Annotated in this window: 19 protein-coding genes; 17 read left to right on the forward strand and 2 right to left on the reverse strand. The window is 40.8% G+C overall.

The annotated features are described in order from the left end of the window. Positions 1-4: 4 nt before the first annotated feature. The 11 genes from ACWPVF_RS02180 to ACWPVF_RS02230 all read left to right on the forward strand — a co-directional run bounded on the left by ACWPVF_RS02180 (position 5) and on the right by ACWPVF_RS02230 (position 13,332). Positions 5-1,042, forward strand: a complete 1,038-nt coding sequence (locus ACWPVF_RS02180) for a M42 family metallopeptidase (RefSeq protein ID WP_454384426.1) — start codon at positions 5-7, stop codon at positions 1,040-1,042. A gap of 1 nt (position 1,043) precedes the next feature. Further along, positions 1,044-1,505: an HIT family protein gene (locus tag ACWPVF_RS02185; protein ID WP_045614275.1), complete on the forward strand. Its 462-nt coding sequence runs from the start codon at positions 1,044-1,046 to the stop codon at positions 1,503-1,505. Positions 1,506-1,516: 11 nt separating this feature from the next. Further along, complete coding sequence (gene ldcB, locus ACWPVF_RS02190) at positions 1,517-2,233, forward strand: LD-carboxypeptidase LdcB/DacB (protein WP_454384428.1); 717 nt, start codon at positions 1,517-1,519, stop codon at positions 2,231-2,233. A gap of 278 nt (positions 2,234-2,511) precedes the next feature. Then, a complete protein-coding gene (gene pheS, locus ACWPVF_RS02195) occupies positions 2,512-3,558 on the forward strand; it encodes a phenylalanine--tRNA ligase subunit alpha (RefSeq protein ID WP_373074832.1) in 1,047 nt (348 codons plus the stop codon). A 128-nt stretch (positions 3,559-3,686) separates the two neighbouring features. Next, positions 3,687-6,092, forward strand: coding sequence for a phenylalanine--tRNA ligase subunit beta (gene pheT / locus ACWPVF_RS02200; RefSeq protein ID WP_454384430.1), 2,406 nt, complete (start codon positions 3,687-3,689; stop codon positions 6,090-6,092). Positions 6,093-6,309: 217 nt separating this feature from the next. Next, on the forward strand, positions 6,310-7,203 hold the full coding sequence (locus tag ACWPVF_RS02205) for an ABC transporter ATP-binding protein (RefSeq protein ID WP_045614263.1): 894 nt from the start codon (positions 6,310-6,312) through the stop codon (positions 7,201-7,203). Continuing rightward, positions 7,200-8,399 (forward strand): ABC transporter permease, encoded by a 1,200-nt coding sequence (locus ACWPVF_RS02210; RefSeq protein ID WP_045614260.1) that lies wholly within the window; start codon positions 7,200-7,202, stop codon positions 8,397-8,399. Before ACWPVF_RS02205 ends, ACWPVF_RS02210 begins: the two co-directional genes overlap by 4 nt. Positions 8,400-8,575: 176 nt before the next feature. Continuing rightward, complete coding sequence (rpoE, locus tag ACWPVF_RS02215; protein WP_454384432.1) at positions 8,576-9,151, forward strand: DNA-directed RNA polymerase subunit delta; 576 nt, start codon at positions 8,576-8,578, stop codon at positions 9,149-9,151. A 282-nt stretch (positions 9,152-9,433) separates the two neighbouring features. Continuing rightward, the gene (locus ACWPVF_RS02220) at positions 9,434-11,041 is read left to right on the forward strand and encodes a CTP synthase (RefSeq protein WP_454384434.1); all 1,608 of its coding nucleotides are present in this window, start codon (positions 9,434-9,436) and stop codon (positions 11,039-11,041) included. A gap of 98 nt (positions 11,042-11,139) precedes the next feature. Further along, positions 11,140-12,093: a class I SAM-dependent methyltransferase gene (locus ACWPVF_RS02225; RefSeq protein ID WP_454384436.1), complete on the forward strand. Its 954-nt coding sequence runs from the start codon at positions 11,140-11,142 to the stop codon at positions 12,091-12,093. Positions 12,094-12,141: 48 nt separating this feature from the next. Continuing rightward, on the forward strand, positions 12,142-13,332 hold the full coding sequence (locus ACWPVF_RS02230) for an acetate kinase (protein WP_045614250.1): 1,191 nt from the start codon (positions 12,142-12,144) through the stop codon (positions 13,330-13,332). Positions 13,333-13,391: 59 nt separating this feature from the next. On the opposite strand, the gene birA is transcribed toward ACWPVF_RS02230, so the two are convergent. Further along, positions 13,392-14,327 (reverse strand): bifunctional biotin--[acetyl-CoA-carboxylase] ligase/biotin operon repressor BirA, encoded by a 936-nt coding sequence (gene birA, locus ACWPVF_RS02235; protein ID WP_454384438.1) that lies wholly within the window; start codon positions 14,325-14,327, stop codon positions 13,392-13,394. Between the two features lie 214 nt (positions 14,328-14,541). Between birA and ACWPVF_RS02240 the strand changes: the two genes are divergently transcribed. Further along, the gene (locus ACWPVF_RS02240; protein ID WP_045614248.1) at positions 14,542-15,732 is read left to right on the forward strand and encodes an O-antigen ligase family protein; all 1,191 of its coding nucleotides are present in this window, start codon (positions 14,542-14,544) and stop codon (positions 15,730-15,732) included. A gap of 53 nt (positions 15,733-15,785) precedes the next feature. Here ACWPVF_RS02240 and ACWPVF_RS02245 read toward each other — a convergent pair whose 3' ends face one another. Further along, the gene (locus ACWPVF_RS02245) at positions 15,786-16,334 is read right to left on the reverse strand and encodes an NAD(P)H-dependent oxidoreductase (RefSeq protein WP_454384440.1); all 549 of its coding nucleotides are present in this window, start codon (positions 16,332-16,334) and stop codon (positions 15,786-15,788) included. A 260-nt stretch (positions 16,335-16,594) separates the two neighbouring features. Here ACWPVF_RS02245 and ACWPVF_RS02250 point away from each other — a divergent pair, with 260 nt between their 5' ends. From ACWPVF_RS02250 to ACWPVF_RS02270, 5 genes are all read left to right on the forward strand, one after another. Then, positions 16,595-17,083 (forward strand): cell wall elongation regulator TseB-like domain-containing protein, encoded by a 489-nt coding sequence (locus tag ACWPVF_RS02250; protein ID WP_454384442.1) that lies wholly within the window; start codon positions 16,595-16,597, stop codon positions 17,081-17,083. Next, entirely contained in the window at positions 17,080-18,258 is a 1,179-nt protein-coding gene (locus ACWPVF_RS02255) for a pyridoxal phosphate-dependent aminotransferase (RefSeq protein WP_314943432.1), read from the forward strand. The genes ACWPVF_RS02250 and ACWPVF_RS02255 overlap by 4 nt, the downstream gene beginning before the upstream one ends. 149 nt (positions 18,259-18,407) lie before the next feature. Continuing rightward, positions 18,408-19,751: an asparagine--tRNA ligase gene (gene asnS / locus ACWPVF_RS02260; RefSeq protein ID WP_454384444.1), complete on the forward strand. Its 1,344-nt coding sequence runs from the start codon at positions 18,408-18,410 to the stop codon at positions 19,749-19,751. A 224-nt stretch (positions 19,752-19,975) separates the two neighbouring features. Then, positions 19,976-21,175, forward strand: coding sequence for an MFS transporter (locus ACWPVF_RS02265; RefSeq protein ID WP_454384446.1), 1,200 nt, complete (start codon positions 19,976-19,978; stop codon positions 21,173-21,175). 67 nt (positions 21,176-21,242) lie between these two features. Next, positions 21,243-22,010, forward strand: coding sequence for an epoxyqueuosine reductase QueH (locus ACWPVF_RS02270; protein WP_004252154.1), 768 nt, complete (start codon positions 21,243-21,245; stop codon positions 22,008-22,010). Positions 22,011-22,034 lie beyond the last annotated feature (24 nt).

The raw sequence follows: 22,034 nt of genomic DNA on the forward strand, positions 1-22,034 counted from the left end.
AGAAATGAATCAAACTGTAGAATATATTAAAGAATTGACTGGTATCGCATCGCCAACAGGTTTTACGCGTGAGATTACCAATTATTTGGTTGAGACGCTTGAAAAACTAGGTTATCAACCTGTCCGTACTGCTAAAGGTGGAGTGAATGTCACTGTTAAAGGTAAAAATGACGAACAACATCGCTATGTAACCGCTCATGTAGATACCTTGGGTGCCATTGTTCGTGCTATTAAACCAGACGGTCGCCTCAAAATGGACCGTATCGGTGGCTATCCATGGAACATGATTGAAGGCGAAAACTGTACAGTCCATGTGGCTAGCACAGGTAAAACTGTTTCAGGTACGATTTTGATCCACCAGACTTCTTGTCACGTATATAAGGATGCTGGAACTGCGGAACGCACGCAAGATAATATGGAAGTGCGTTTGGATGAGAAAGTGACTAATGAAAAAGAAACACGCGCACTTGGTATTGAGGTTGGTGATTTTATCAGCTTTGATCCACGAACTGTCGTGACAGAGACAGGCTTTATCAAGTCTCGTCATTTGGATGATAAAGTCAGTGCGGCTATTCTTCTCAATCTCCTCAAAGTCTACAAAGAAGAAGGAATTGAACTTCCAGTTACTACGCATTTTGCCTTTTCAGTATTTGAAGAAGTGGGGCATGGTGCTAACTCAAACATCCCTAGTCAAGTTGTGGAATATCTGGCAGTAGATATGGGAGCAATGGGAGATGACCAGCAGACAGACGAGTACACAGTCTCTATCTGTGTCAAAGATGCTTCTGGACCGTATCACTACGAGTTCCGCCAACATCTGGTTGCTCTAGCAAAAGAGCAAGACATCCCGTTTAAACTCGATATCTATCCATTTTACGGTTCGGATGCTTCTGCAGCTATGTCAGCTGGAGCAGAGGTCAAGCACGCTCTTCTAGGAGCTGGTATTGAGTCAAGTCACTCATACGAGCGTACTCACATCGATTCTGTAGTGGCTACTGAGCGTATGGTAGATGCTTACCTTAAGAGTGACTTGGTGGACTAAGATGTGCTTGATTTGCCAACGAATTGAATTAATTAAGTCAGGTGACAATCCCTACTTTGTAAAAGAACTGGAAACAGGCTATGTTGTCATCGGAGACCACCAGTATTTTGAAGGCTACACGCTCTTTCTAGCCAAGGAACATGTCACAGAATTACATCACCTACATCCAACTGTCAAACTCCGCTTTTTAGAGGAAATGAGTTTGGTTCAGGAAGCTGTCTCTAAGGCTTTTTCTGCTGAAAAGATGAATGTAGAGTTGTTGGGAAATGGAGACGCTCATGTTCACTGGCATATTTTCCCTAGACGAGAGGGGGATATGAAGGGGCACGGTCTTAATGGGCGTGGTCCAGTCTGGTGGGTTCCATGGGAAGAAATGATTGCTGAAGAATATCAGGTTAAGGGAAGCAAATTAGAAGACTTGATTGCAAGATTGTCTGAGACTTTAAACCAGATGATTAAATGAAAGGATAACAGATGAAAAAAAGATACCTTATCTTATCAGGATTATTAGCATTGACATTGGCAGCTTGTTCACAAGAAAAATCAGCAACTACAGATGCCAAGTCTTCTGCAGAGCAAAAAACTGTACAAGAAGGAACCGCGGGAAGTAAGTCTCAGGAAGCTAGTCAAAAGAAAGCAGAAGTGGTTAACAAAGGAGACCACTACAGTATTCAAGGTAAGTACGATGAGATTGTTGTTGCTAATAAGCATTATCCAATGTCAAAAGATTACAATCCTGGAGAAAATCCTACCGCTAAGGCAGAACTGTTGAAACTCATTGCAGCTATGCAACAAGCAGGATTCCCAATTAGCGATCATTATAGTGGTTTCAGAAGTTATGAAACTCAAACTCAACTTTATCAGGAGTATGTCAACCAAGACGGAAAGGCAGAGGCTGATCGCTATTCTGCACGACCTGGATATAGTGAACACCAAACAGGTCTTGCTTTCGACCTTATCGGCACAGATGGAGATTTAGTGACAGAAGAAAAAGCTGCCCAATGGCTTTTAGATCATGCTGCAGACTATGGTTTTGTCGTTCGCTATCTCAAAGGTAAGGAAAAAGAAACAGGCTATATGGCTGAAGAATGGCACCTTCGCTACGTCGGAAAAGAAGCCAAGGACATCGCTGCAAGTGGTCTCAGCTTGGAAGAGTATTACGGCTTTGAAGGTGGAGACTATGTTGATTAGTCGCAAAACATCTTGCAAGAATGCTTGAAATTTGATAAAATGAATAATAATTAAATAGGAATCTGCAAGACTAGTATCTCAGGGGAAGTATATCAGGGAGGAGAGCCGTGACTGAAAGCTCTCTATATGAAAACTGGGTGAATTCACTTGCCAATGGATTCAGAAATAAAGGTCTGACTTGTCAGATGAAAACGGATGGTACCGCGTGTCAACGCTCCGAGTGTGGAGTTTTTGGCATGTGGTTTTCTTTTTATCTACGAAAGACTGATGGAGGAATTATGTCAACTATTGAAGAACAATTAAAAGCGCTTCGTGAAGAAACGCTAGCTAGCTTGAAGCAGATTACTGCTGAAAATGAAAAAGAGATGCAAGAATTGCGTGTTTCTGTCCTTGGTAAAAAAGGGTCGCTTACTGAAATCCTCAAAGGGATGAAAGACGTTTCTGCAGAAATGCGTCCTGTTATCGGGAAACACGTCAATGAAGCGCGCGATATCTTGACAGCTGCCTTTGAAGAAACAGCTAAGCTCTTGGAAGAAAAGAAAGTGGAAGCACAACTAGCAAGTGAGAGTATCGATGTGACGCTTCCAGGTCGTCCAGTTGCGACTGGTCACCGTCACGTTCTCACACAAACTAGTGAAGAAATCGAAGACATTTTCATCGGTATGGGTTACCAAGTCGTGGATGGATTTGAAGTGGAGCAAGACTACTACAACTTTGAGCGTATGAACCTTCCAAAAGACCACCCAGCCCGTGATATGCAGGACACTTTCTATATCACAGAAGAAATCTTGCTCCGTACTCACACGTCTCCAGTTCAGGCGCGTGCCATGGATGCCCATGATTTTTCAAAAGGTCCTTTGAAGATGATCTCACCAGGACGTGTATTCCGTCGTGATACAGACGATGCGACCCATAGTCACCAGTTCCACCAAATCGAAGGATTGGTTGTCGGGAAGAATATTTCTATGGCTGACCTTCAAGGAACTCTTCAGTTGATTGTAAAAAAAATGTTTGGTGAAGAGCGCCAAATCCGTTTGCGTCCATCATATTTCCCGTTCACAGAGCCATCTGTTGAGGTCGATGTTTCATGCTTTAAGTGTGGAGGAGACGGCTGTAACGTATGTAAGAAAACGGGTTGGATTGAGATTATGGGTGCCGGTATGGTTCACCCACGAGTCCTTGAGATGAGTGGTATCGATGCAACTGTATACTCTGGTTTTGCCTTTGGTCTTGGTCAAGAGCGTGTAGCCATGCTTCGTTATGGAATCAACGATATTCGTGGCTTCTACCAAGGCGATGTCCGCTTCTCAGAACAGTTTAAATAAGATTGAAACCTAAACACAATCCTACAAGTCGTCCTCATTTTTTATAGTGTAGCAATAGGAACGACTGACTCGAAGAAAAAGAAAGGAATTGAAAAGATCTCGCTGATTGGGATCTTATGCTCAGAATTATGTTAGTATCTTATAAATGGTTAAAAGAATTGGTGGACATTGATGTACCATCAGAGGAGTTGGCTGAAAAAATGTCAACCACAGGGATTGAAGTAGAAGGTGTCGAATCACCAGCTGCTGGTCTCTCAAAAATTGTCGTCGGAGAAGTCTTGTCTTGTGAAGATGTACCAGAAACACACTTGCATGTCTGCCAAGTCAATGTAGGTGAAGAAGAAGCCCGTCAAATCGTCTGTGGAGCACCAAATGTGCGCGCAGGCATCAAGGTCATGGTAGCTCTTCCAGGTGCTCGCATCGCGGACAACTACAAGATCAAAAAAGGGAAAATCCGTGGTTTGGAATCTCTCGGAATGATCTGCTCACTTGGTGAGTTGGGAATTTCTGACTCAGTTGTGCCTAAGGAATTTGCAGATGGGATCCAAATCTTGCCTCAAGATGCTGTTCCAGGGGATGAAGTCTTCTCCTACCTAGACTTGGATGATGAAATCATCGAACTTTCTATCACTCCAAACCGTGCAGACGCTCTTTCTATGCGTGGGGTAGCGTATGAAGTAGCAGCGATTTATGACAAGTCAGTTAACTTTAAAGAATTTGCTCTTTCAGAAACAGACCAAGCAGTAGCCGATGCTCTTTCTGTCAGCATTGATACAGACAAGGCGCCTTACTATGCTGCCCGTATCTTGGACAATGTGACGATTGCACCAAGTCCGCAATGGTTGCAAAACCTCCTCATGAACGAAGGCATCCGTCCGATTAATAATGTCGTCGACGTGACCAACTATATCTTGCTTTACTTTGGTCAACCAATGCATGCCTTTGACTTGGATACCTTTGAAGGGACTGACATCCGTGTGCGTGAAGCTCGTGCTGGTGAAAAATTAGTAACCTTGGACGGGGAAGAGCGTGAGTTGGAAACAAATGACCTCGTGATTACAGTTGCTGACAAAGCAGTAGCCCTTGCAGGTGTCATGGGTGGTCAGGCTACAGAAATCTCTGAAAAGTCTAGTCGTGTAGTCCTTGAAGCTGCTGTCTTCAATGGTAAATCGATCCGTAAGACTAGCGGTCGCCTCAACCTTCGTTCAGAATCTTCTTCTCGCTTTGAGAAAGGCATCAACGTGGCAACTGTCAATGAAGCCCTTGATGCGGCAGCAAGCATGATTGCAGAGTTTGCAGGTGCAACCGTTCGTAAAGGTATTGTTTCAGCAGGCAAGCTTGATACTTCTGATGTAGAAGTTTCTTCAACTCTTGCTGATGTCAACCGTGTCCTCGGTACAGAGCTTTCCTACGCAGATATTGAAGATGTCTTCCGTCGCCTTGGTTTTGGCCTTTCTGGAAATGCAGAAAGCTTTACAGTGAGCGTTCCTCGTCGCCGTTGGGATATCACTATCGAAGCGGATCTTTTTGAAGAAATCGCACGTATCTATGGTTATGACCGCTTGCCAACCAGTCTTCCAAAAGACGATGGGACAGCAGGTGAGTTGACTGCGACTCAAAAATTGCGTCGTCAGGTTCGTACCATTGCTGAAGGGGCTGGATTGACAGAAATCATTACCTACGCTCTTACAACTCCTGAAAAAGCCGTTGAATTTACGATTCAGCCAAGCAACTTAACAGAGCTCATGTGGCCAATGACTGTGGACCGTTCAGTTCTCCGCCAAAATATGGTTTCAGGTATCCTTGATACAGTTGCCTACAACGTAGCACGTAAGAATAAAAACTTGGCTCTTTATGAGATTGGAAAAGTCTTCGAGCAAACTGGTAATCCAAAAGAAGAATTGCCAAATGAAATCAACAGCTTTGCCTTTGCCTTGACAGGTTTAGTCGCTGAAAAAGACTTCCAAACAGCAGCAGTTCCAGTTGATTTCTTCTATGCTAAGGGAATCCTTGAAGCCCTCTTTGCTCGTTTGGGTCTTGAAGTGACTTATACAGCAACCTCTGAAATCGCTAGCCTTCACCCAGGACGTACAGCCTTGATCTCTCTCGGTGACCAAGTAGTCGGTTTCCTCGGTCAAGTGCACCCTGTGACGGCTAAGGCTTACGATATTCCAGAGACTTATGTAGCTGAGCTTAACCTTTCAGCTATTGAGGCAGCCCTTCAACCAGTTAGCCCATTTGTGGAAATTACTAAGTTCCCAGCAGTGAGTCGTGATATTGCTCTTCTTCTCAAAGCAGAAGTGACTCACCAAGATGTAGTTGATGCTATCAAATCTGCGGGCGTGAAACGTTTGACAGACATCAAACTCTTTGACGTCTTCTCAGGTGAAAAACTGGGTATCGGCATGAAGTCGATGGCCTACAGCTTGACCTTCCAAAATCCAGAAGATAGCTTGACCGACGAAGAAGTCGCACGCTACATGGAAAAAATCCAAGCATCACTCGAAGAAAAAGTGAATGCAGAAGTGCGTTAACAGATTAAAATCCATCCCTAGGGGTGGATTTTTTAATTCTTGTTAGTATTTAATATTGGAAAGACAAAATAACTTTAGGACTAAAATCTATTAGTTGAATTTCAGTTTTTGATATAAAAGATTTTCAGTACATTCCATCAATAAAAATGTAAGTAAATCCTTGCAATATCTACTATAAAAGAATATAATGTGTATAATAAATTTAAAGGAGTAGATGATGCTCGAAGTAAGAAATCTAGAAAAAAGTTTTGGGCCTAAGCAAGTTTTGTTTGGTGTTGACTTTCAAGCACGACCAGGGCGTATTTTGGGGCTGGTTGGGAAAAATGGAGCTGGAAAAACAACTATTTTTCACAGTATTTTGAAATTTTTGGATTATCAGGGAGAGATTCAATTTGATGGCCAGGAAATTCGTCAGGAAACCTATGCTCGCATTGGCTATCTACCCGAAGAACGTAGTCTTATGCCTAAATTGACAGTCCTTGAACAAGTGCGTTATTTGGCAACATTAAAAGGCATGGATGCAAAAGAGGTCAAAGAAAAACTCCCTCAATGGATGGAAAAGCTAGAAGTCAAAGGAAAACTGACAGATAAAATCAAGAGTCTCTCAAAAGGAAATCAACAGAAGATTCAGTTGATTATCACTTTGATTCATGAACCTGACTTGATTATCCTCGATGAACCCTTTAGTGGCCTGGATCCAGTTAATACCGAACTTCTTAAGCAGGTTATACTCAAAGAAAAAGAACGTGGAGCGACCATTATCTTTTCTGACCACGTCATGACCAATGTCGAAGAGCTGTGTGATGATATCCTGATGATTCGTGATGGGCGTGTCGTCTTACATGGACCGGTCCAAGATGTTCGTAATCAATACGGCAAAACACGACTTTTTGTTTCAAGTGAAAAAAATCAGGAAGAGTTGGAAAATCTCCCACATGTCACTCATGTTAGCTTGACCAAGCAGGGGACTTGGAAGCTTATTCTAGATGACGAAAATGCTGGACAGGAGCTCTTTGCTATCTTGACTCAAGGACACTATATTGCGACCTTTGACCAGCAAGCTCCGACAATCGATGAAATCTTTAAACTAGAATCAGGGGTGGAAGTATGAGAAATATGTTAGTTGTAATCAAAGAAACCTATCTGCGTCATGTCAAATCCTGGAGTTTCTTCTTTATGGTAATCTCGCCATTTCTCTTTATCGGCTTGTCTGGAGGAATTGGTTATCTCCAAGGTTCCTCTCTAGCTCAAAATAATAAAGTAGCAGTTGTTAGTTCGGTTCCTGCTGTAATAGAGGGGTTAAAATCGACCAATGGCATTAACTTTGACTATAAGGATGAAGCAAGTGCTCAAGCTGCTATCAAGGATGAAAAAATAAAAGGCTATCTAACCATTGACCAGGAGAACAGTGTCCTCAAGGCAGTCTATCATGGGGATACTTCACTAGAGAGTGGTATTAAGTTAGCTGTGACTGCTAAGTTGAATGAACTTCAATCCCAACTCAACCGTTCAGAGGCACATTTATCTCAAGAACAGGAAAAACGTTTGGCACAAACAATTCAATTTACAGAGCAGATAGATGAAGCCAAGGAAAATAAAAAGATGGTCCAAACCTTTGCAGCTGCGGGACTTGGTTTCTTCCTCTATATGATTTTGATTACTTATGCTAGTGTTACTGCTCAAGAAGTAGCCAGCGAGAAAGGAACCAAAATCATGGAAGTGGTCTTCTCAAGCATTCGTGCTAGCCATTATTTCTACGCCCGCATGATTGCCTTGCTTCTAGTCATTTTGACTCATATTGGTATTTATGTTGTAGGCGGACTTGGAGCTATCTTATTCTTTAAGGATATGCCTATCTTGGCTAATTCAGGTATTCTAAATCACTTGGGAGAAGCCTTTTCGATCAATACCTTGTTGTTTGTCTTAGTCAGTCTCTTTATGTATGTGGTCTTGGCTGCCTTTCTGGGCTCAATGGTTTCTCGACCTGAAGACTCTGGTAAGGCATTATCGCCTTTGATGCTTTTGATTATGGTAGGTTTTATTGGAGTAACCGCCTTAGGAACTTCTGGGGACAATTTGATTTTGAAAATCGGTTCTTACATCCCATTCGTCTCAACCTTCTTTATGCCTTTTAGAGCTATTAATGGTTATGCAAGTAGTTTAGAAGCATGGATTTCGCTTGCTATAACGGTTATTTTTGCAGTTACTGCAACAGCCTTTATCGGACGCATGTATGCTAGTCTAGTTCTTCAAACAGATGATTTGGGGATCTGGAAAACCTTTAAACGAGCTTTAAGTTATAAATAAATATCGGACCTGTGAGTGTATCTCCCAGGTCTTTTAATTAGCCTAAATATTTCACATTAATTTCTTCTAAACCTTTGACTATTAGGCAAAATTATCGTACAATAAAGAGTACATGATAAAATGAGACCAGAGTTTGTATGCTTTGGCGTTAGTAGTAAAAAATGAGGAGAAACGCTTTGGAATTAGAAGTATTTGCTGGGCAAGAAAAAAGTGAACTATCTATGATTGAGGTGGCTCGTGCCATCTTGGAACTCCGTGGTCGCGATCACGAAATGCATTTTAGCGATTTGGTTAATGAAATCCAAAACTATCTTGGTACCTCTAATAGCGATATTCGTGAAGCACTACCTTTGTTCTATACAGAATTGAACTTTGATGGTAGCTTTATCTCTCTTGGAGATAACAAATGGGGCCTTCGTTCATGGTACGGAGTTGATGAAATTGACGAAGAAATTATCGCTCTTGAAGAAAGTGATGATGAAGAAGTCGCACCTCAAGCTAAGAAAAAACGTGTTAATGCCTTTATGGATGGTGACGACGATGCCATTGATTATGGTGCAGATGATCCAGAAGATGAGGATGCTTATGAAGAAGATCCAGCTCTTTCTTACGATGATGAAAATCCAGATGATGAAAAGAACGAAGTAGAAGCCTACGACGCTGAAATCAACGAAATTGCACCGGATGACCTTGGCGAAGATGTTGATCTTAACGAAGAAGATGACGAAGATGTTGAGGATGAAGAAGAATAACACTAAAAGGCAAGGAAATCTTCCTTGTCTTTTTGCAACACTATATCTTTACTAAAAGCAAGACACTGAAAATCTGATATTCGAATGTATTTGACAAATGAGTCAAATTGAGGTAAGATATTGTTCGGGCACCTCTTTTAGAGGTCGGAGCTCCCTAGTAATTAGGGAGCTATTTTTGTTTTTCTGGGAACTTTTATCCTGGATTGTGTTATTGATGAAGGTCTTGTTTCCTATTTCCCCTACTAGTAAACAAGACCTTAAGCATTTTAGAAAGAGGAATCTATGTCTACGAAATATATTTTTGTCACTGGTGGTGTGGTATCGTCTATTGGGAAAGGTATCGTTGCAGCGAGCCTTGGACGATTGTTGAAAAACCGTGGTTTGAAAGTAACCATTCAAAAATTTGACCCTTATATCAATATCGACCCAGGGACCATGAGCCCTTACCAGCACGGAGAAGTATTTGTAACAGATGATGGGGCTGAGACAGATTTAGACTTGGGTCACTATGAGCGTTTTATTGATATTAACCTTAATAAATACTCAAACGTGACAACTGGTAAAATCTACAGCGAAGTTCTTCGCAAGGAACGTCGTGGTGAGTACCTTGGGGCAACTGTCCAAGTTATTCCTCATATTACAGATGCCTTGAAAGAAAAAATCAAGCGAGCTGCTCTTACGACTGACTCTGATGTTATTATTACAGAGGTTGGTGGAACAGTTGGCGATATCGAGTCCCTTCCATTCTTAGAAGCTCTTCGTCAGATGAAGGCAGATGTCGGCGCTGATAATGTCATGTATATCCACACAACCTTGCTTCCTTACCTCAAGGCAGCTGGGGAAATGAAAACCAAACCAACTCAACACTCTGTTAAAGAATTGCGTGGTTTGGGAATCCAACCAAATATGTTGGTTATTCGTACTGAAAAACCAGCAGGACAAGGGATTAAAAACAAACTAGCCCAGTTCTGTGATGTGGCGCCAGAAGCTGTTATCGAGTCATTGGACGTGGATCATCTTTACCAAATTCCACTTAATCTGCAAGCACAAGGAATGGATCAAATTGTTTGCGACCATTTGAAAATAGATGCACCTGCAGCAGATATGACAGAGTGGTCAGCTATGGTTGATAAGGTCATGAACCTCAAAAAACAAGTCAAGATTGCCCTTGTTGGTAAGTATGTTGAGTTGCAAGATGCCTATATCTCCGTTGTTGAAGCCTTGAAACACTCTGGTTATGCCAATGATGCAGAAGTCAAGATTGATTGGGTCAATGCGAACGATGTGACAGCTGACAATGTGACAGAACTCCTATCTGACGCTGACGGAATCATCGTGCCGGGTGGTTTTGGTCAACGTGGAACAGAAGGAAAAATTGAAGCGATTCGCTATGCGCGTGAAAATGATGTACCAATGCTAGGAGTCTGCTTGGGTATGCAGTTGACCTGTATCGAGTTTGCCCGTAATGTCTTAGGTCTTGAAGGAGCTAATTCAGCAGAGCTAAATCCTGATACCAAATACCCTATCATCGATATCATGCGTGATCAGATTGATGTTGAGGACATGGGTGGTACCCTTCGTTTGGGACTTTATCCTTCTAAGTTAAAACGTGGTTCTAAGGCAGCGGCCGCTTATCATAACAAAGAGGTGGTACAACGCCGTCACCGTCACCGTTATGAATTTAACAATGCCTTCCGTGAACAGTTTGAAGGAGCAGGTTTTGTCTTTTCAGGAGTGTCACCAGACAACCGCTTGGTCGAAATTGTTGAAATTCCAGAAAACAAATTCTTTGTGGCTTGTCAGTACCACCCAGAGCTTTCAAGTCGTCCAAACCGCCCAGAGGAACTTTACACTGCTTTTGTAACAGCAGCAGTCGAAAATAGTAAATAGTCATTATTAAACCTTTGAGAGTCATCTCAGAGGTTTTTATTTTTTTTCATTATCATGAAAATCTGGAAAATCAGTTCTGAATTTGGTAAGATAAGGGTATGGATTTTGAAAAAATTGAACAAGCATATACTTATTTACTAGAAAATGTCCAAATCATTCAAAATGATTTGGCGACTAGCTTTTATGACGCCTTGATAGAACAAAATGGGATCTATCTCGATGGTCAAACCAATCTGGAGCAAGTCAAAAAAAATAACCAGGCCTTAAAACGTTTGGCACTTCGAAAAGAGGAGTGGTTACGGACCTATCAATTCTTACTAATGAAGGCGGCGCAAACAGAACCTCTTCAAGCCAACCACCAGTTCACACCGGATGCGGTTGGTCACTTGATGATTTTTATCATAGAGCAACTTTTTCCTGCTGAAAATGTGAGTCTATTAGAGTTGGGTTCTGGGATGGGAATTCTGGGAGCTAGCTTCTTAACGTCCATGAACAAAAAGGTAGATTATCTGGGAATAGAACTTGATGACCTCCTGATTGACTTGGCGGCAAGCATGGCGGAAGTAATGGATCTTCAAATGGGCTTTGTCCAAGGAGATGCAGTACGTCCACAAGTATTAAAAGAAAGTGACATCATTGTGAGCGACCTGCCTATCGGTTACTATCCAGATGATCAGACAGCCTCACGTTATCAAGTAGTGGCTAAGAATGAACATACTTATGCTCATCATTTGTTAATGGAACAATCTCTCAAGTATCTCAGAACAGGAGGCTATGCAATTTTTCTAGCTCCAACAGATCTCCTGACAAGTCCTCAGAGCGAACTTTTGAAATCATGGCTGACTGAACAGGCTCAACTAGTAGCAATCATCGCTTTACCAGAGGATCTCTTTGCACAGGGAGCTCAGTCTAAAACAATCTTTGTTCTACAGAAGAAGACGGGAGAAGCGATTGAACCATTTGTTTATCCACTTACGAGTCTTCGTGACCCTGAAATTTTGATGGAATTTAAAGAAAATTTTCAAAATTGGTGTCAAGAACATGAAATCTAATGTAAATTTTGATATAATAGTTGAAAACGCTTAAAAAGGGGAAACATTATGACAAAAACCATTGCAATTAACGCTGGAAGCTCAAGCTTGAAATGGCAACTTTACCAAATGCCAGAAGAAAAGGTGCTTGCAAAAGGTTTGATTGAGCGAATTGGATTGAAGGATTCTGTATCAACAGTTAAGTTCGATGGTCGTTCTGAAGAACAAGTTCTTGATATTGAAAACCATACTTTGGCTGTAAAAATCTTGCTTGATGACTTGATTCGTTTTAATATTATTAACTCTTATGATGAAATTACTGGTGTTGGACACCGTGTCGTTGCAGGTGGTGAGTACTTCAAAGAGTCTACAGTTGTTGAAGGCGATGTCTTGGAAAAAATTGAAGAGCTAGGACTTCTTGCTCCATTGCACAACCCTGCAAATGCTGCTGGTATTCGTGCCTTCAAAGAATTGTTGCCAGATATCACAAGTGTAGCGGTCTTTGATACATCATTCCACACAACAATGCCAGAAAAAGCATACCGTTATCCATTACCAACTAAGTACTATACAGAAAACAAAGTTCGTAAATACGGTGCGCACGGAACAAGTCACCAATATGTTGCTCAAGAAGCAGCAAAACTATTGGGCCATCCACTAGAAGAATTGAAATTAATCACTTGCCATATCGGTAATGGTGCTTCTATCACAGCTGTTAAAGGTGGTCAATCAATTGATACATCAATGGGATTCACTCCACTTGGTGGTGTTATGATGGGAACTCGTACAGGGGATATTGACCCAGCTATCATTCCTTATTTAATGCAATATACAGAGGACTTTAACAAGCCTGAGGATATCAGTCGTATTCTTAATCGTGAGTCAGGATTGCTGGGTGTTTCAGGCAAGTCTAGTGATATGCGTGATGTGATTGCTGCAATGGAAGCAGGGGATCATGATGCTGCTTTGGCCTTTGAAATGTATGTTGACCGTATCCAAAAACATATTGGCCAATACTTGGCAGTCCTAAATGGAGCTGATGCCATCATCTTTACTGCTGGTGTTGGTGAAAATGCAACGCTTGTCCGTGAGAAAGTCATCTCAGGAATTTCTTGGTTTGGTTGTGATGTAGATCCAGAGAAAAATGTTTTTGGTGTTACTGGAGATATCTCTACTGATGCTGCAAAAATTCGTGTCCTTGTCATCCCAACTGATGAAGAACTTGTTATTGCGCGTGATGTGGAACGTTTGAAAAAATAAACGATAAGAAAATCGACCTTCTCGATAGAGAGGTCGATTTTTATGTTGTTGACGAGTATTTACCATTTGGTAAGCGAAACCTCACCACTGTTGAGCCAGATTTTTGCACCAGTTGCTAATTCTATCTGCAGTTGGCCCTGATCCGAAATGTCACACGCTTTTCCCGTGATTATTTCTTGATCTTTTTTGAAGGAAACTTCTTTTCCTAAAACAATTGATTGTTTTTTATATAGATAAAGTAGCTCGTTGGCATCTGTTTCGTAGAAACATCTCCAAATTTCAGCAATCAGTTCATTGCGAGTAATGGGGCTGCTTTGAGAAAAGAGACTTCCAGCTTTTCCCTGCAGATTTTTGGGAAAATCAGCGATAGAAAAGTTGATTCCAACACCAATAATAACATCTGTAACAAGTCCGGTTTCGACAGAAGTAATAGCTTCAGTTAGAATACCGGCTATTTTTTTCTGATTTAGATATAGATCATTTACCCACTTGATATTTAAATCAATCAAGCTTAGATTCTTAACAGCCTTATAAATAGCAGCTGCAGTCAAGAGTGTGTAAGCTGGTAAATCCAGATAAGAAAGATTGGGTTTAAGGTGGAGGGACATATAGATTCCCCCTTTTTCTGGAGAATAGTAAGGGCGTTGGAATCGACCACGTCCCATTGTTTGGCTAGTTGATAGATAGAGTGTATCTCCCTTGGCACCAGCTTCCATGGCCTCCTTGGCATCGCTCTGGGTCGATTTGGTGATAGGTTTAAATTGAACGGAGATGGGACTATTGGCTTCGATGTCTTGAGGTAAGATAAGGTCACCACGAAGCAGCTTGTAGCCACGGTTTTTGATGCTGTCAATTTCTAAACCTTCCTGTTGGAGACGCTGAATCGCTTTCCAAACAGAAGTTCGAGAGAGGTTTAATAGTTCAGCAATTTTTTCTCCACTTAAATAATCAGTTTCACTAGCTAATATTTTATAAACTTCTTGGTAAGATTTCATGGTAGAGCCTTTCCGGGAAAATTAATTTAATTGTACCATAATTTTACAAAAGATAGACTGCTTTAATGAGAGGAATCCTCGTTCCCTATAAAGTTTTACCAAGTTTTAGTTAGGATGATATAGACAAAGTGGTTTTCAAATTCTTTGAAAAATGGTAAAATGTTTTAATAGTTTATATATCTGAGCTCTAAGGCACAGAGAGAAAGGATCTGTTGTGAAATCAATAGGTATCATTGAAAAATTGAAAGGCTTCTCTAAGCAAGAACTTATCTTGCTAGCTGTTATTCTAAGTATTTTCTTGCCTTTTTATATTTTCGTCATTATTTTTATCGCTTATTTAATAGGTCTGATATTTACAGGAGAAATGAAGGGGATTCTAAAACGACTCTCTAACCATGCTATTCTTCTTTTATTTATTGGCTATAGTGGTGTCATCTCTCTTCTGGCTCAAAATGTCATGGGGATGGTTGCTACTTTAGGAATGTTCCTCTTTGCAATTTTCTTTTACTATTACCAGGCTCATCTAACCCCTAAATTTTTTAGATTAGTATTACAAGGGATTTTATCGCTTAGTGTGCTAGCCTCAGTTTTCGCAGCTCTGGAGCATTTTCAAATCGTTAAGAAATTTGATTATACCTTCTTATCTCCTAAGATGCAGGTTTGGCACCAGAACCGAGCAGAAGTAGCCTTCTTTAATCCTAACTATTATGGGATTATCTGCTGTTTCTGTATCATGATTGGTTTTTATCTGATTAGTACGACTAGATTAAGATGGTTGAAAATCTTCTCAGTGATTGCAATCTTTGCTAATTTGTTTGGACTCAACTTTACTCAAAATAGAACGGCCTTTCCAGCTATCATATTTGGTGCGATTATTTATCTTTTCACTACCATTAAAAACTGGCGTGCTTTCTGGTTAAGTATTGCAGTCTTTGGTATTGGTTTGGCCTTTCTTTTCTCAAGTGACTTAGGAGTTCGAATGGGAACACTTGATTCATCTATGGAAGAACGAGTATCTATCTGGAATGCGGGGATGACCTTATTCAAGCAAAACCCTTTCTGGGGAGAAGGTCCACTAACATACATGCATGCTTATCCACGTATTTTTGCACCTTATCATGAACATGCGCATAGTATCTATATCGATACGATATTGAGTTACGGTGTAGTAGGTACTGTCTTGTTAGGGATTGCTTCTTCAGATTCAATCCGAAAATTAATTGATATGAGTCAAGTACCAAGTAAACGACCGATTCTTGGACTCTATCTTTCATTTTTAACAGTGGTTGCAGTGCATGGGATTTTTGATTTGGCCCTCTTTTGGATCCAATCATCATTTATCTTCCTTCTAGTGATGTGTAGTCTACCACTCAAACATAGTATGATTGCAGAACTTGTTGATTAACAAAAAAGATAGTAGAAATTTCTATTTCTACTATCTTTTTCTTTTTGTTGCAATTATTGAATAGCTTGAAGCAAGTCTTCAGCTTGTTGTTTCAAAGAAGCAGCAACGCTGTCTTCGAGAACTAATTTACCATCTGTCCAAGCAGAATCATTGATACGAGCTGCAGTAAATTCACCTACAATTTGTGTACGGATGAATGGCAAGAGGTCTTTGTAAATCGCAAAGAGTTGCTCATGGCCTGCATTTGCTACAGAAGATACAGTAACGATTTTGTCTTGAAGTGCGGATGGACCACGGGTCTCAGACAAATCAAGAGCACGTGAAAGCCAGTCAAGCAAGTTTTTCACTGTTCCAGGAATTGAGAAGTTGTAGACTGGAGAGAAAATCCAAATAGCATCAGCAGCTAGAACAGCTTCGCGAGCTGCTGCTACAGTTGGAAGAGTTGGAACTTCAACTTCTTGGTTGAAGAGAGGAATGGCTGAGTAGTCAAGATAGTTTACCTCAGCTTTTCCAGCAAGAGTTTTTTCAGCTTCTAGGGCCATTTGGTGGTTAAAAGATGCTTCACGAAGTGAACCAACGATAAATAATACTTTTTTAGACATGATATATCTCCTTTTAATTTTTCAGAGCTTTCTCTGTTGTTATAATTAATGTTACAACAAAGAAAAATTATTTGCAAATCATTTGCTCATAAATTAAAAATCAATGAATTGTAAGATTAAATTTCTAAATGACGCATGCAGCTAAGCCTGTGGAATCAATGGTTGGCGCTTTAGTTTGAAAGTCTAAAAATATCTGGGATATCAAGAAGCCCTCCCTTAATTCACTTGTAATTCAATAGGATAGATGGTAAAATAGACGAGTGAAAAAGAGACAGAAAAAAGAAAAAAATTCCCTATTATTTCAGTACATTATTGGTATAACTTTGTTAACTTTAGTCATCACTTCATCCTTTCTCTACTTGGTATGGCTCAGCATGAAGCCTTATCAAACTGCAAAGGTAGAAGGTGAAAGACTCGCAAAGCAGTATGCAAATCTAGAAACGGTTAGCCAGGTTGATATCTTCAATGGTTTAGAAAGCTATTATAGTATTCTTGGTCAAGATAAGAACCAGAAACCAGTTGCTGTCTTAATAGAGAAAAGTAGCAACAATATTTACGTATATCAACTAGAAAATGGTACTTCTCAAGAAAAAGCAGAAGCAGTTGTCAGAGAAAAAGGAGCAACTGAGATCGACAAGATTACCTTCGGACGGTACGCTGAAAAGCCTGTCTGGGAAATCAAGTCCGGAGGAGACTATTATCTGGTAGATTTTGAATCTGGCGCCTTAGTCGAAAAGGAGAAACAATGAAATTATCCAAACGTGTCTTAGAGATGGAAGAAAGCGTTACTCTGGCTAGTGATGCAAGAGCAAAGAAGTTAAAGGCTGAAGGAAAAGACGTTCTTTTCTTGACTTTAGGTCAGCCCGATTTTCATACTCCTGAAAATATTCAGGATGCTGCGGTTGCAGCTATTCGAGATGGTCGCGCGTCTTTCTATACGGTAGCTTCAGGTTTGCCTGAGTTAAAAGCAGCAGTCAATACCTATTTTGAAAGATATTATGGGTATTCTGTAGCAGCTAACGAGGTGACTTTTGCGACTGGTGCCAAGTTCTCACTCTATACTTTCTTTATGGCTGTGATTAATCCAGGTGATGAGGTTATCATTCCAACACCTTACTGGGTCAGCTATGGGGATCAGGTTAAGATGGCAGAAGGCCTTCCAGTATTTGTCCAAGCCAAGGAAGACAATCACTTTAAAGTAACTGTGGAGCAATTAGAAGCTGCTCGCACAGGTAAGACTAAGGTCTTGGTTCTTAACTCACCATCTAATCCTACCGGTATGATATACTCTCGTGAGGAATTGTTAGCCATTGGAAATTGGGCTGTTGAGCATGATATTCTTATCCTAGCAGATGATATTTATGGTCGTTTGGTCTATAACGGGAATGAGTTCGTTCCAATCTCTAGTCTGTCAGAAGCTATTCGCAAACAAACTATTGTCATCAATGGAGTGTCTAAGGCCTACGCTATGACAGGATGGCGTGTTGGTTATGCAGTAGGTGATCCAGAAATTATTGCTGCTATGAGCAAATTGACTGGTCAAACGACTTCTAATCTAACTGCTGTTTCACAATACGCAACAATCGAGGCCTTAACTGGTCCTCAAGACTCTGTAGAAACCATGCGTCAGGCTTTCGAGGAACGCTTGAATACTATCTATCCACTCTTGTGCCAAGTCCCTGGCTTTGAAGTAGTCAAACCGCAAGGAGCTTTCTATCTCTTCCCAAATGTCAAAAAAGCTATGGAGATGAAAGGCTATACAGATGTAACAGCATTTACAACGGCTATTCTTGAGGAAGTTGGTCTGGCCCTGATTACAGGAGCAGGATTTGGAGCACCAGAGAATGTCCGTCTCAGCTATGCGACAGACCTAGATACACTCAAAGAAGCTATTCGTCGCTTGCACCAGTTTATGGAAAAATAAAAATAAAATCTTCGTCGTCTTGACGGAGGTTTTTGTGTTTAAAAACTTATGAATTTCTGTCGAACAAGCTAGCTATCAGGCATTATTTGTGGTACAATAGTGGGTAATAATGTCTTTAGACAAGTTAAACGAAAAAAGGAAGATAAAACATGACAAAACGTGTAACAATTATCGAAGTAAAAGACTACGTTGGTCAAGAAGTCACTATTGGTGCTTGGGTTGCTAACAAGTCAGGAAAAGGAAAAATTGCCTTCTTGCAATTGCGTGACGGAACTGCTTTCTTCCAAGGCGTGGCTTTTAAACCAAACTTTATCGAAAAATTTGGAGAAGAAGTAGGTCTTGAAAAATTTGACACCATCAAACGTCTAAGCCAAGAAACTTCAGTCTTTGTAACAGGGGTTGTAAAAGAAGACGAACGCTCAAAATTTGGTTATGAGTTGGATATTACAGACATCGAAGTGATCGGTGAATCTCAAGATTACCCAATCACTCCAAAAGAACACGGTACAGATTTCTTGATGGACAACCGCCACTTGTGGCTTCGTTCACGCAAACAAGTAGCTGTCATGCAAATCCGTAATGCTATCATCTATGCGACTTATGAGTTTTTCGACAAGAACGGCTTCATGAAATTTGATAGCCCAATCCTTTCAGGTAATGCAGCAGAAGATTCAACAGAACTCTTTGAAACAGACTACTTTGGAACGCCAGCCTACTTGAGCCAATCAGGACAGCTCTATCTTGAAGCAGGTGCTATGGCTCTAGGTCGCGTCTTTGACTTTGGTCCAGTATTCCGTGCAGAGAAATCTAAGACTCGCCGTCACTTGACTGAGTTCTGGATGATGGATGCTGAATACTCATACTTGACACACGATGAGTCACTTGACTTGCAAGAAGCGTATGTAAAAGCTCTTCTTCAGGGTGTTCTTGATCGTGCGCCTCAAGCCTTGGAAACCTTGGAACGTGATACAGAGCTTTTGAAACGCTACATTGCAGAGCCATTCAAACGCATCACTTACGATGAAGCCATTGACCTCTTGCAAGAGCATGAGAACGACGAAGATGCTGACTACGAACATCTTGAGCATGGAGATGATTTCGGTTCACCACACGAAACTTGGATTTCAAACCACTTTGGTGTACCAACATTTGTCATGAACTACCCAGCAGCCATCAAGGCCTTCTACATGAAACCAGTTCCTGGAAATCCAGAGCGCGTGCTTTGTGCAGACTTGCTAGCGCCAGAAGGTTACGGAGAAATCATCGGTGGTTCAATGCGTGAGGAAGACTACGATGCCCTTGTCGCTAAGATGGAATCACTTGGAATGGATCGTACAGAGTACGAATTCTACCTTGACCTTCGTAAATATGGTACAGTACCACACGGTGGATTTGGTATCGGTATCGAGCGTATGGTAACCTTCGCAGCTGGAACTAAACACATCCGTGAAGCTATTCCATTCCCACGTATGTTGCACCGTATCAAACCTTAATAGCCATAAAAACGCCGTCTGGCGTTTTTATACTCTTCGAAAATCAAATTCAAACTACGTCAGCTTCACCTTGCCGTACTCAAGTACAGCCTGCGGCTAGCTTCCTAGTTTGCTCTTTGATTTTCATTGAGTATTACTTTAAATGAAAGAGGTGGAGAAAATGTAGGCAAATCTAAGTAAGTCTTTTAGAAACAATTATATTACATATTGAAAGAGAGAAAACAATGTTTAAAAGAACTTACAAACGCAATATTCCACTCCTAGCAGGTCTGGAATTTACATCTTATTTTGGAATTACTAGTTTTTGGATTTTATTCTTTATTCAAAATGGTCTTTCCTTGCTTCAAATCGGTCTATTAGAGAGTATCTTTCATGGGACAAGTCTCTTGTGTGAAATCCCATCTGGTATGTTGGCCGATCGATTTAGCTACAAGACCAATCTCTATTTGGCTCGCTTGGCCAGTATTGTATCCTCTATGTTGATTTTGTTTGGTCAGGGGAATTTTTGGATCTATGCTCTTGCCATGATGGTCAGTGCTTGGTCCTATAATTTTGACTCGGGAACCAGCACCGCTTTCTTATATGATTCTGCGGTAGAAGCGGGTCAAAAGGACCGATATCTTCAGATTTCTAGCTTTTTGTCTGGTGTGGCAGAAGTCACCCGAACCCTAGGTACAGTTGTCGCAGGCTTCTTTATTCACGGAGCATTAGCTTGGACCTATCTAATTGCTATTGGATTATCTTTTCTTTCTATAATCTTGATTTATTTTATGAAAGAACCAATGGCTAAGAGAGGAAGAAATGAAGTCTTAACCTTTAAAACGATTGTCCTACAAGTTCGAAAAGAATGGCAGGAAAAACCAGTACTCTTTTACTGGATGATGACTTATCAGCTAGTCGGGACACTCATGTGCATGTTTTACTTTTACTATCAGCAGAAAATAAGTGACTTAGTAGGATGGCAGGTATCGCTGGTCATGCTGATTGGTAGTGGCTTAAATCTTATAGCAGTTTATGTAGCTAGTCAAATCGGAAAAAAATGGAATAGCAATCGAGTTTTTCCGACTCTTGTTGCACTAACGGGCTTGGCCTTGTTGTTGGTGTTTTCTGGAACACCCTTTGCTTTTCTTCTTGTATATCTTTTAACCAATACACTTTATGCAGTTTATCAGCCTATCTATTTCAATGACTTACAAGGTTATTTACCTTCCAGTGTAAGAGCAACTATGCTTAGTATCAATTCCATGCTCTTTAGTCTTTCCATGATTGTCATTTTCCCATTGATAGGTTGGTTGATTGATCGTTGGGGTCTTGTTGCTGTCTTTTTAGTTCTAGGCCTTATCTTACTTTTAATTTATCCTATATTAATAATCAGCCTAAAAAGGATGGGTAAGCTATTAAATCAGGACTTGAAAACTGAATAAAGCACGAAACCCTATTTGCCCAAAGAGCCTTCTTGTGATAAAATAACAAGAAGAAAAGGAGAAGAGCATGATTGATGTAGAAGAAATTCTAAGTAAGATGAATCCCAATCAAAAGATCAACTATGACCGTGTCATGCAAAAGATGGTCCAAGTTTGGGAAAAAAATGAAGAAAGACCAACTATTCTCATGCACGTCTGTTGTGCTCCCTGCAGTACCTACACTTTAGAGTACTTGACTAAGTATGCCGATGTGACCATTTATTTTGCTAATTCCAATATCCATCCCAAGGCAGAATATCATAAGCGTGCTTATGTGACCCAAAAGTTTGTCAGTGATTTTAATGAGAGAACTGGCAATAACGTCCAATACCTAGAAGCACCATACGAACCCAATGAATACCGTAAACTGGTTCGAGGTTTGGAAGAAGAACCTGAAGGTGGCGATCGTTGCAAGGTTTGTTTTGACTATCGTTTGGATAAGACAGCGCAGGTGGCTATGGATTTGGGCTTTGATTACTTCGGCTCAGCCCTAACCATCAGTCCTCACAAAAATTCACAAACCATCAATAGTATCGGAATCGATGTGCAGAAAATCTATACCACCCATTATCTTCCGAGTGATTTTAAGAAAAATCAAGGCTATAAACGCTCTGTAGAAATGTGTGAAGAGTATGATATCTATCGTCAATGTTACTGTGGCTGTGTCTATGCTGCCCAAGCCCAGAATATCGACTTGGTGCAGGTCAAGAAGGATGCAACGGCCTTTATGGTAGATAAGGATATCGAAAAAGACTATTCCCATATCAAGTTCACCGTTACAAAATTAGACATTTAAACGAAAACCTGCCACATTAGGCAG

Source organism: Streptococcus sp. Marseille-Q7087, assembly GCF_965111935.1.

What these genes read in the sequence shown, in the direction of transcription:
- ACWPVF_RS02230 (WP_045614250.1), top strand. Translation starts at nt 12,142, where the DNA reads ATGACAAAAACCATTGCAATTAACGCTGGAAGCTCAAGCTTGAAATGG.
- ACWPVF_RS02255 (WP_314943432.1), top strand. Translation starts at nt 17,080, where the DNA reads ATGAAATTATCCAAACGTGTCTTAGAGATGGAAGAAAGCGTTACTCTG.
- pheT (WP_454384430.1), top strand. Translation starts at nt 3,687, where the DNA reads ATGTTAGTATCTTATAAATGGTTAAAAGAATTGGTGGACATTGATGTA.
- birA (WP_454384438.1), bottom strand. Translation starts at nt 14,327, where the DNA reads ATGAAATCTTACCAAGAAGTTTATAAAATATTAGCTAGTGAAACTGAT.
- ACWPVF_RS02210 (WP_045614260.1), top strand. Translation starts at nt 7,200, where the DNA reads ATGAGAAATATGTTAGTTGTAATCAAAGAAACCTATCTGCGTCATGTC.
- ACWPVF_RS02265 (WP_454384446.1), top strand. Translation starts at nt 19,976, where the DNA reads ATGTTTAAAAGAACTTACAAACGCAATATTCCACTCCTAGCAGGTCTG.
- ACWPVF_RS02205 (WP_045614263.1), top strand. Translation starts at nt 6,310, where the DNA reads ATGCTCGAAGTAAGAAATCTAGAAAAAAGTTTTGGGCCTAAGCAAGTT.
- ACWPVF_RS02270 (WP_004252154.1), top strand. Translation starts at nt 21,243, where the DNA reads ATGATTGATGTAGAAGAAATTCTAAGTAAGATGAATCCCAATCAAAAG.
- asnS (WP_454384444.1), top strand. Translation starts at nt 18,408, where the DNA reads ATGACAAAACGTGTAACAATTATCGAAGTAAAAGACTACGTTGGTCAA.
- ACWPVF_RS02220 (WP_454384434.1), top strand. Translation starts at nt 9,434, where the DNA reads ATGTCTACGAAATATATTTTTGTCACTGGTGGTGTGGTATCGTCTATT.
- ACWPVF_RS02185 (WP_045614275.1), top strand. Translation starts at nt 1,044, where the DNA reads ATGTGCTTGATTTGCCAACGAATTGAATTAATTAAGTCAGGTGACAAT.
- pheS (WP_373074832.1), top strand. Translation starts at nt 2,512, where the DNA reads ATGTCAACTATTGAAGAACAATTAAAAGCGCTTCGTGAAGAAACGCTA.
- ACWPVF_RS02180 (WP_454384426.1), top strand. Translation starts at nt 5, where the DNA reads ATGAATCAAACTGTAGAATATATTAAAGAATTGACTGGTATCGCATCG.
- ldcB (WP_454384428.1), top strand. Translation starts at nt 1,517, where the DNA reads ATGAAAAAAAGATACCTTATCTTATCAGGATTATTAGCATTGACATTG.
- ACWPVF_RS02225 (WP_454384436.1), top strand. Translation starts at nt 11,140, where the DNA reads ATGGATTTTGAAAAAATTGAACAAGCATATACTTATTTACTAGAAAAT.
- ACWPVF_RS02245 (WP_454384440.1), bottom strand. Translation starts at nt 16,334, where the DNA reads ATGTCTAAAAAAGTATTATTTATCGTTGGTTCACTTCGTGAAGCATCT.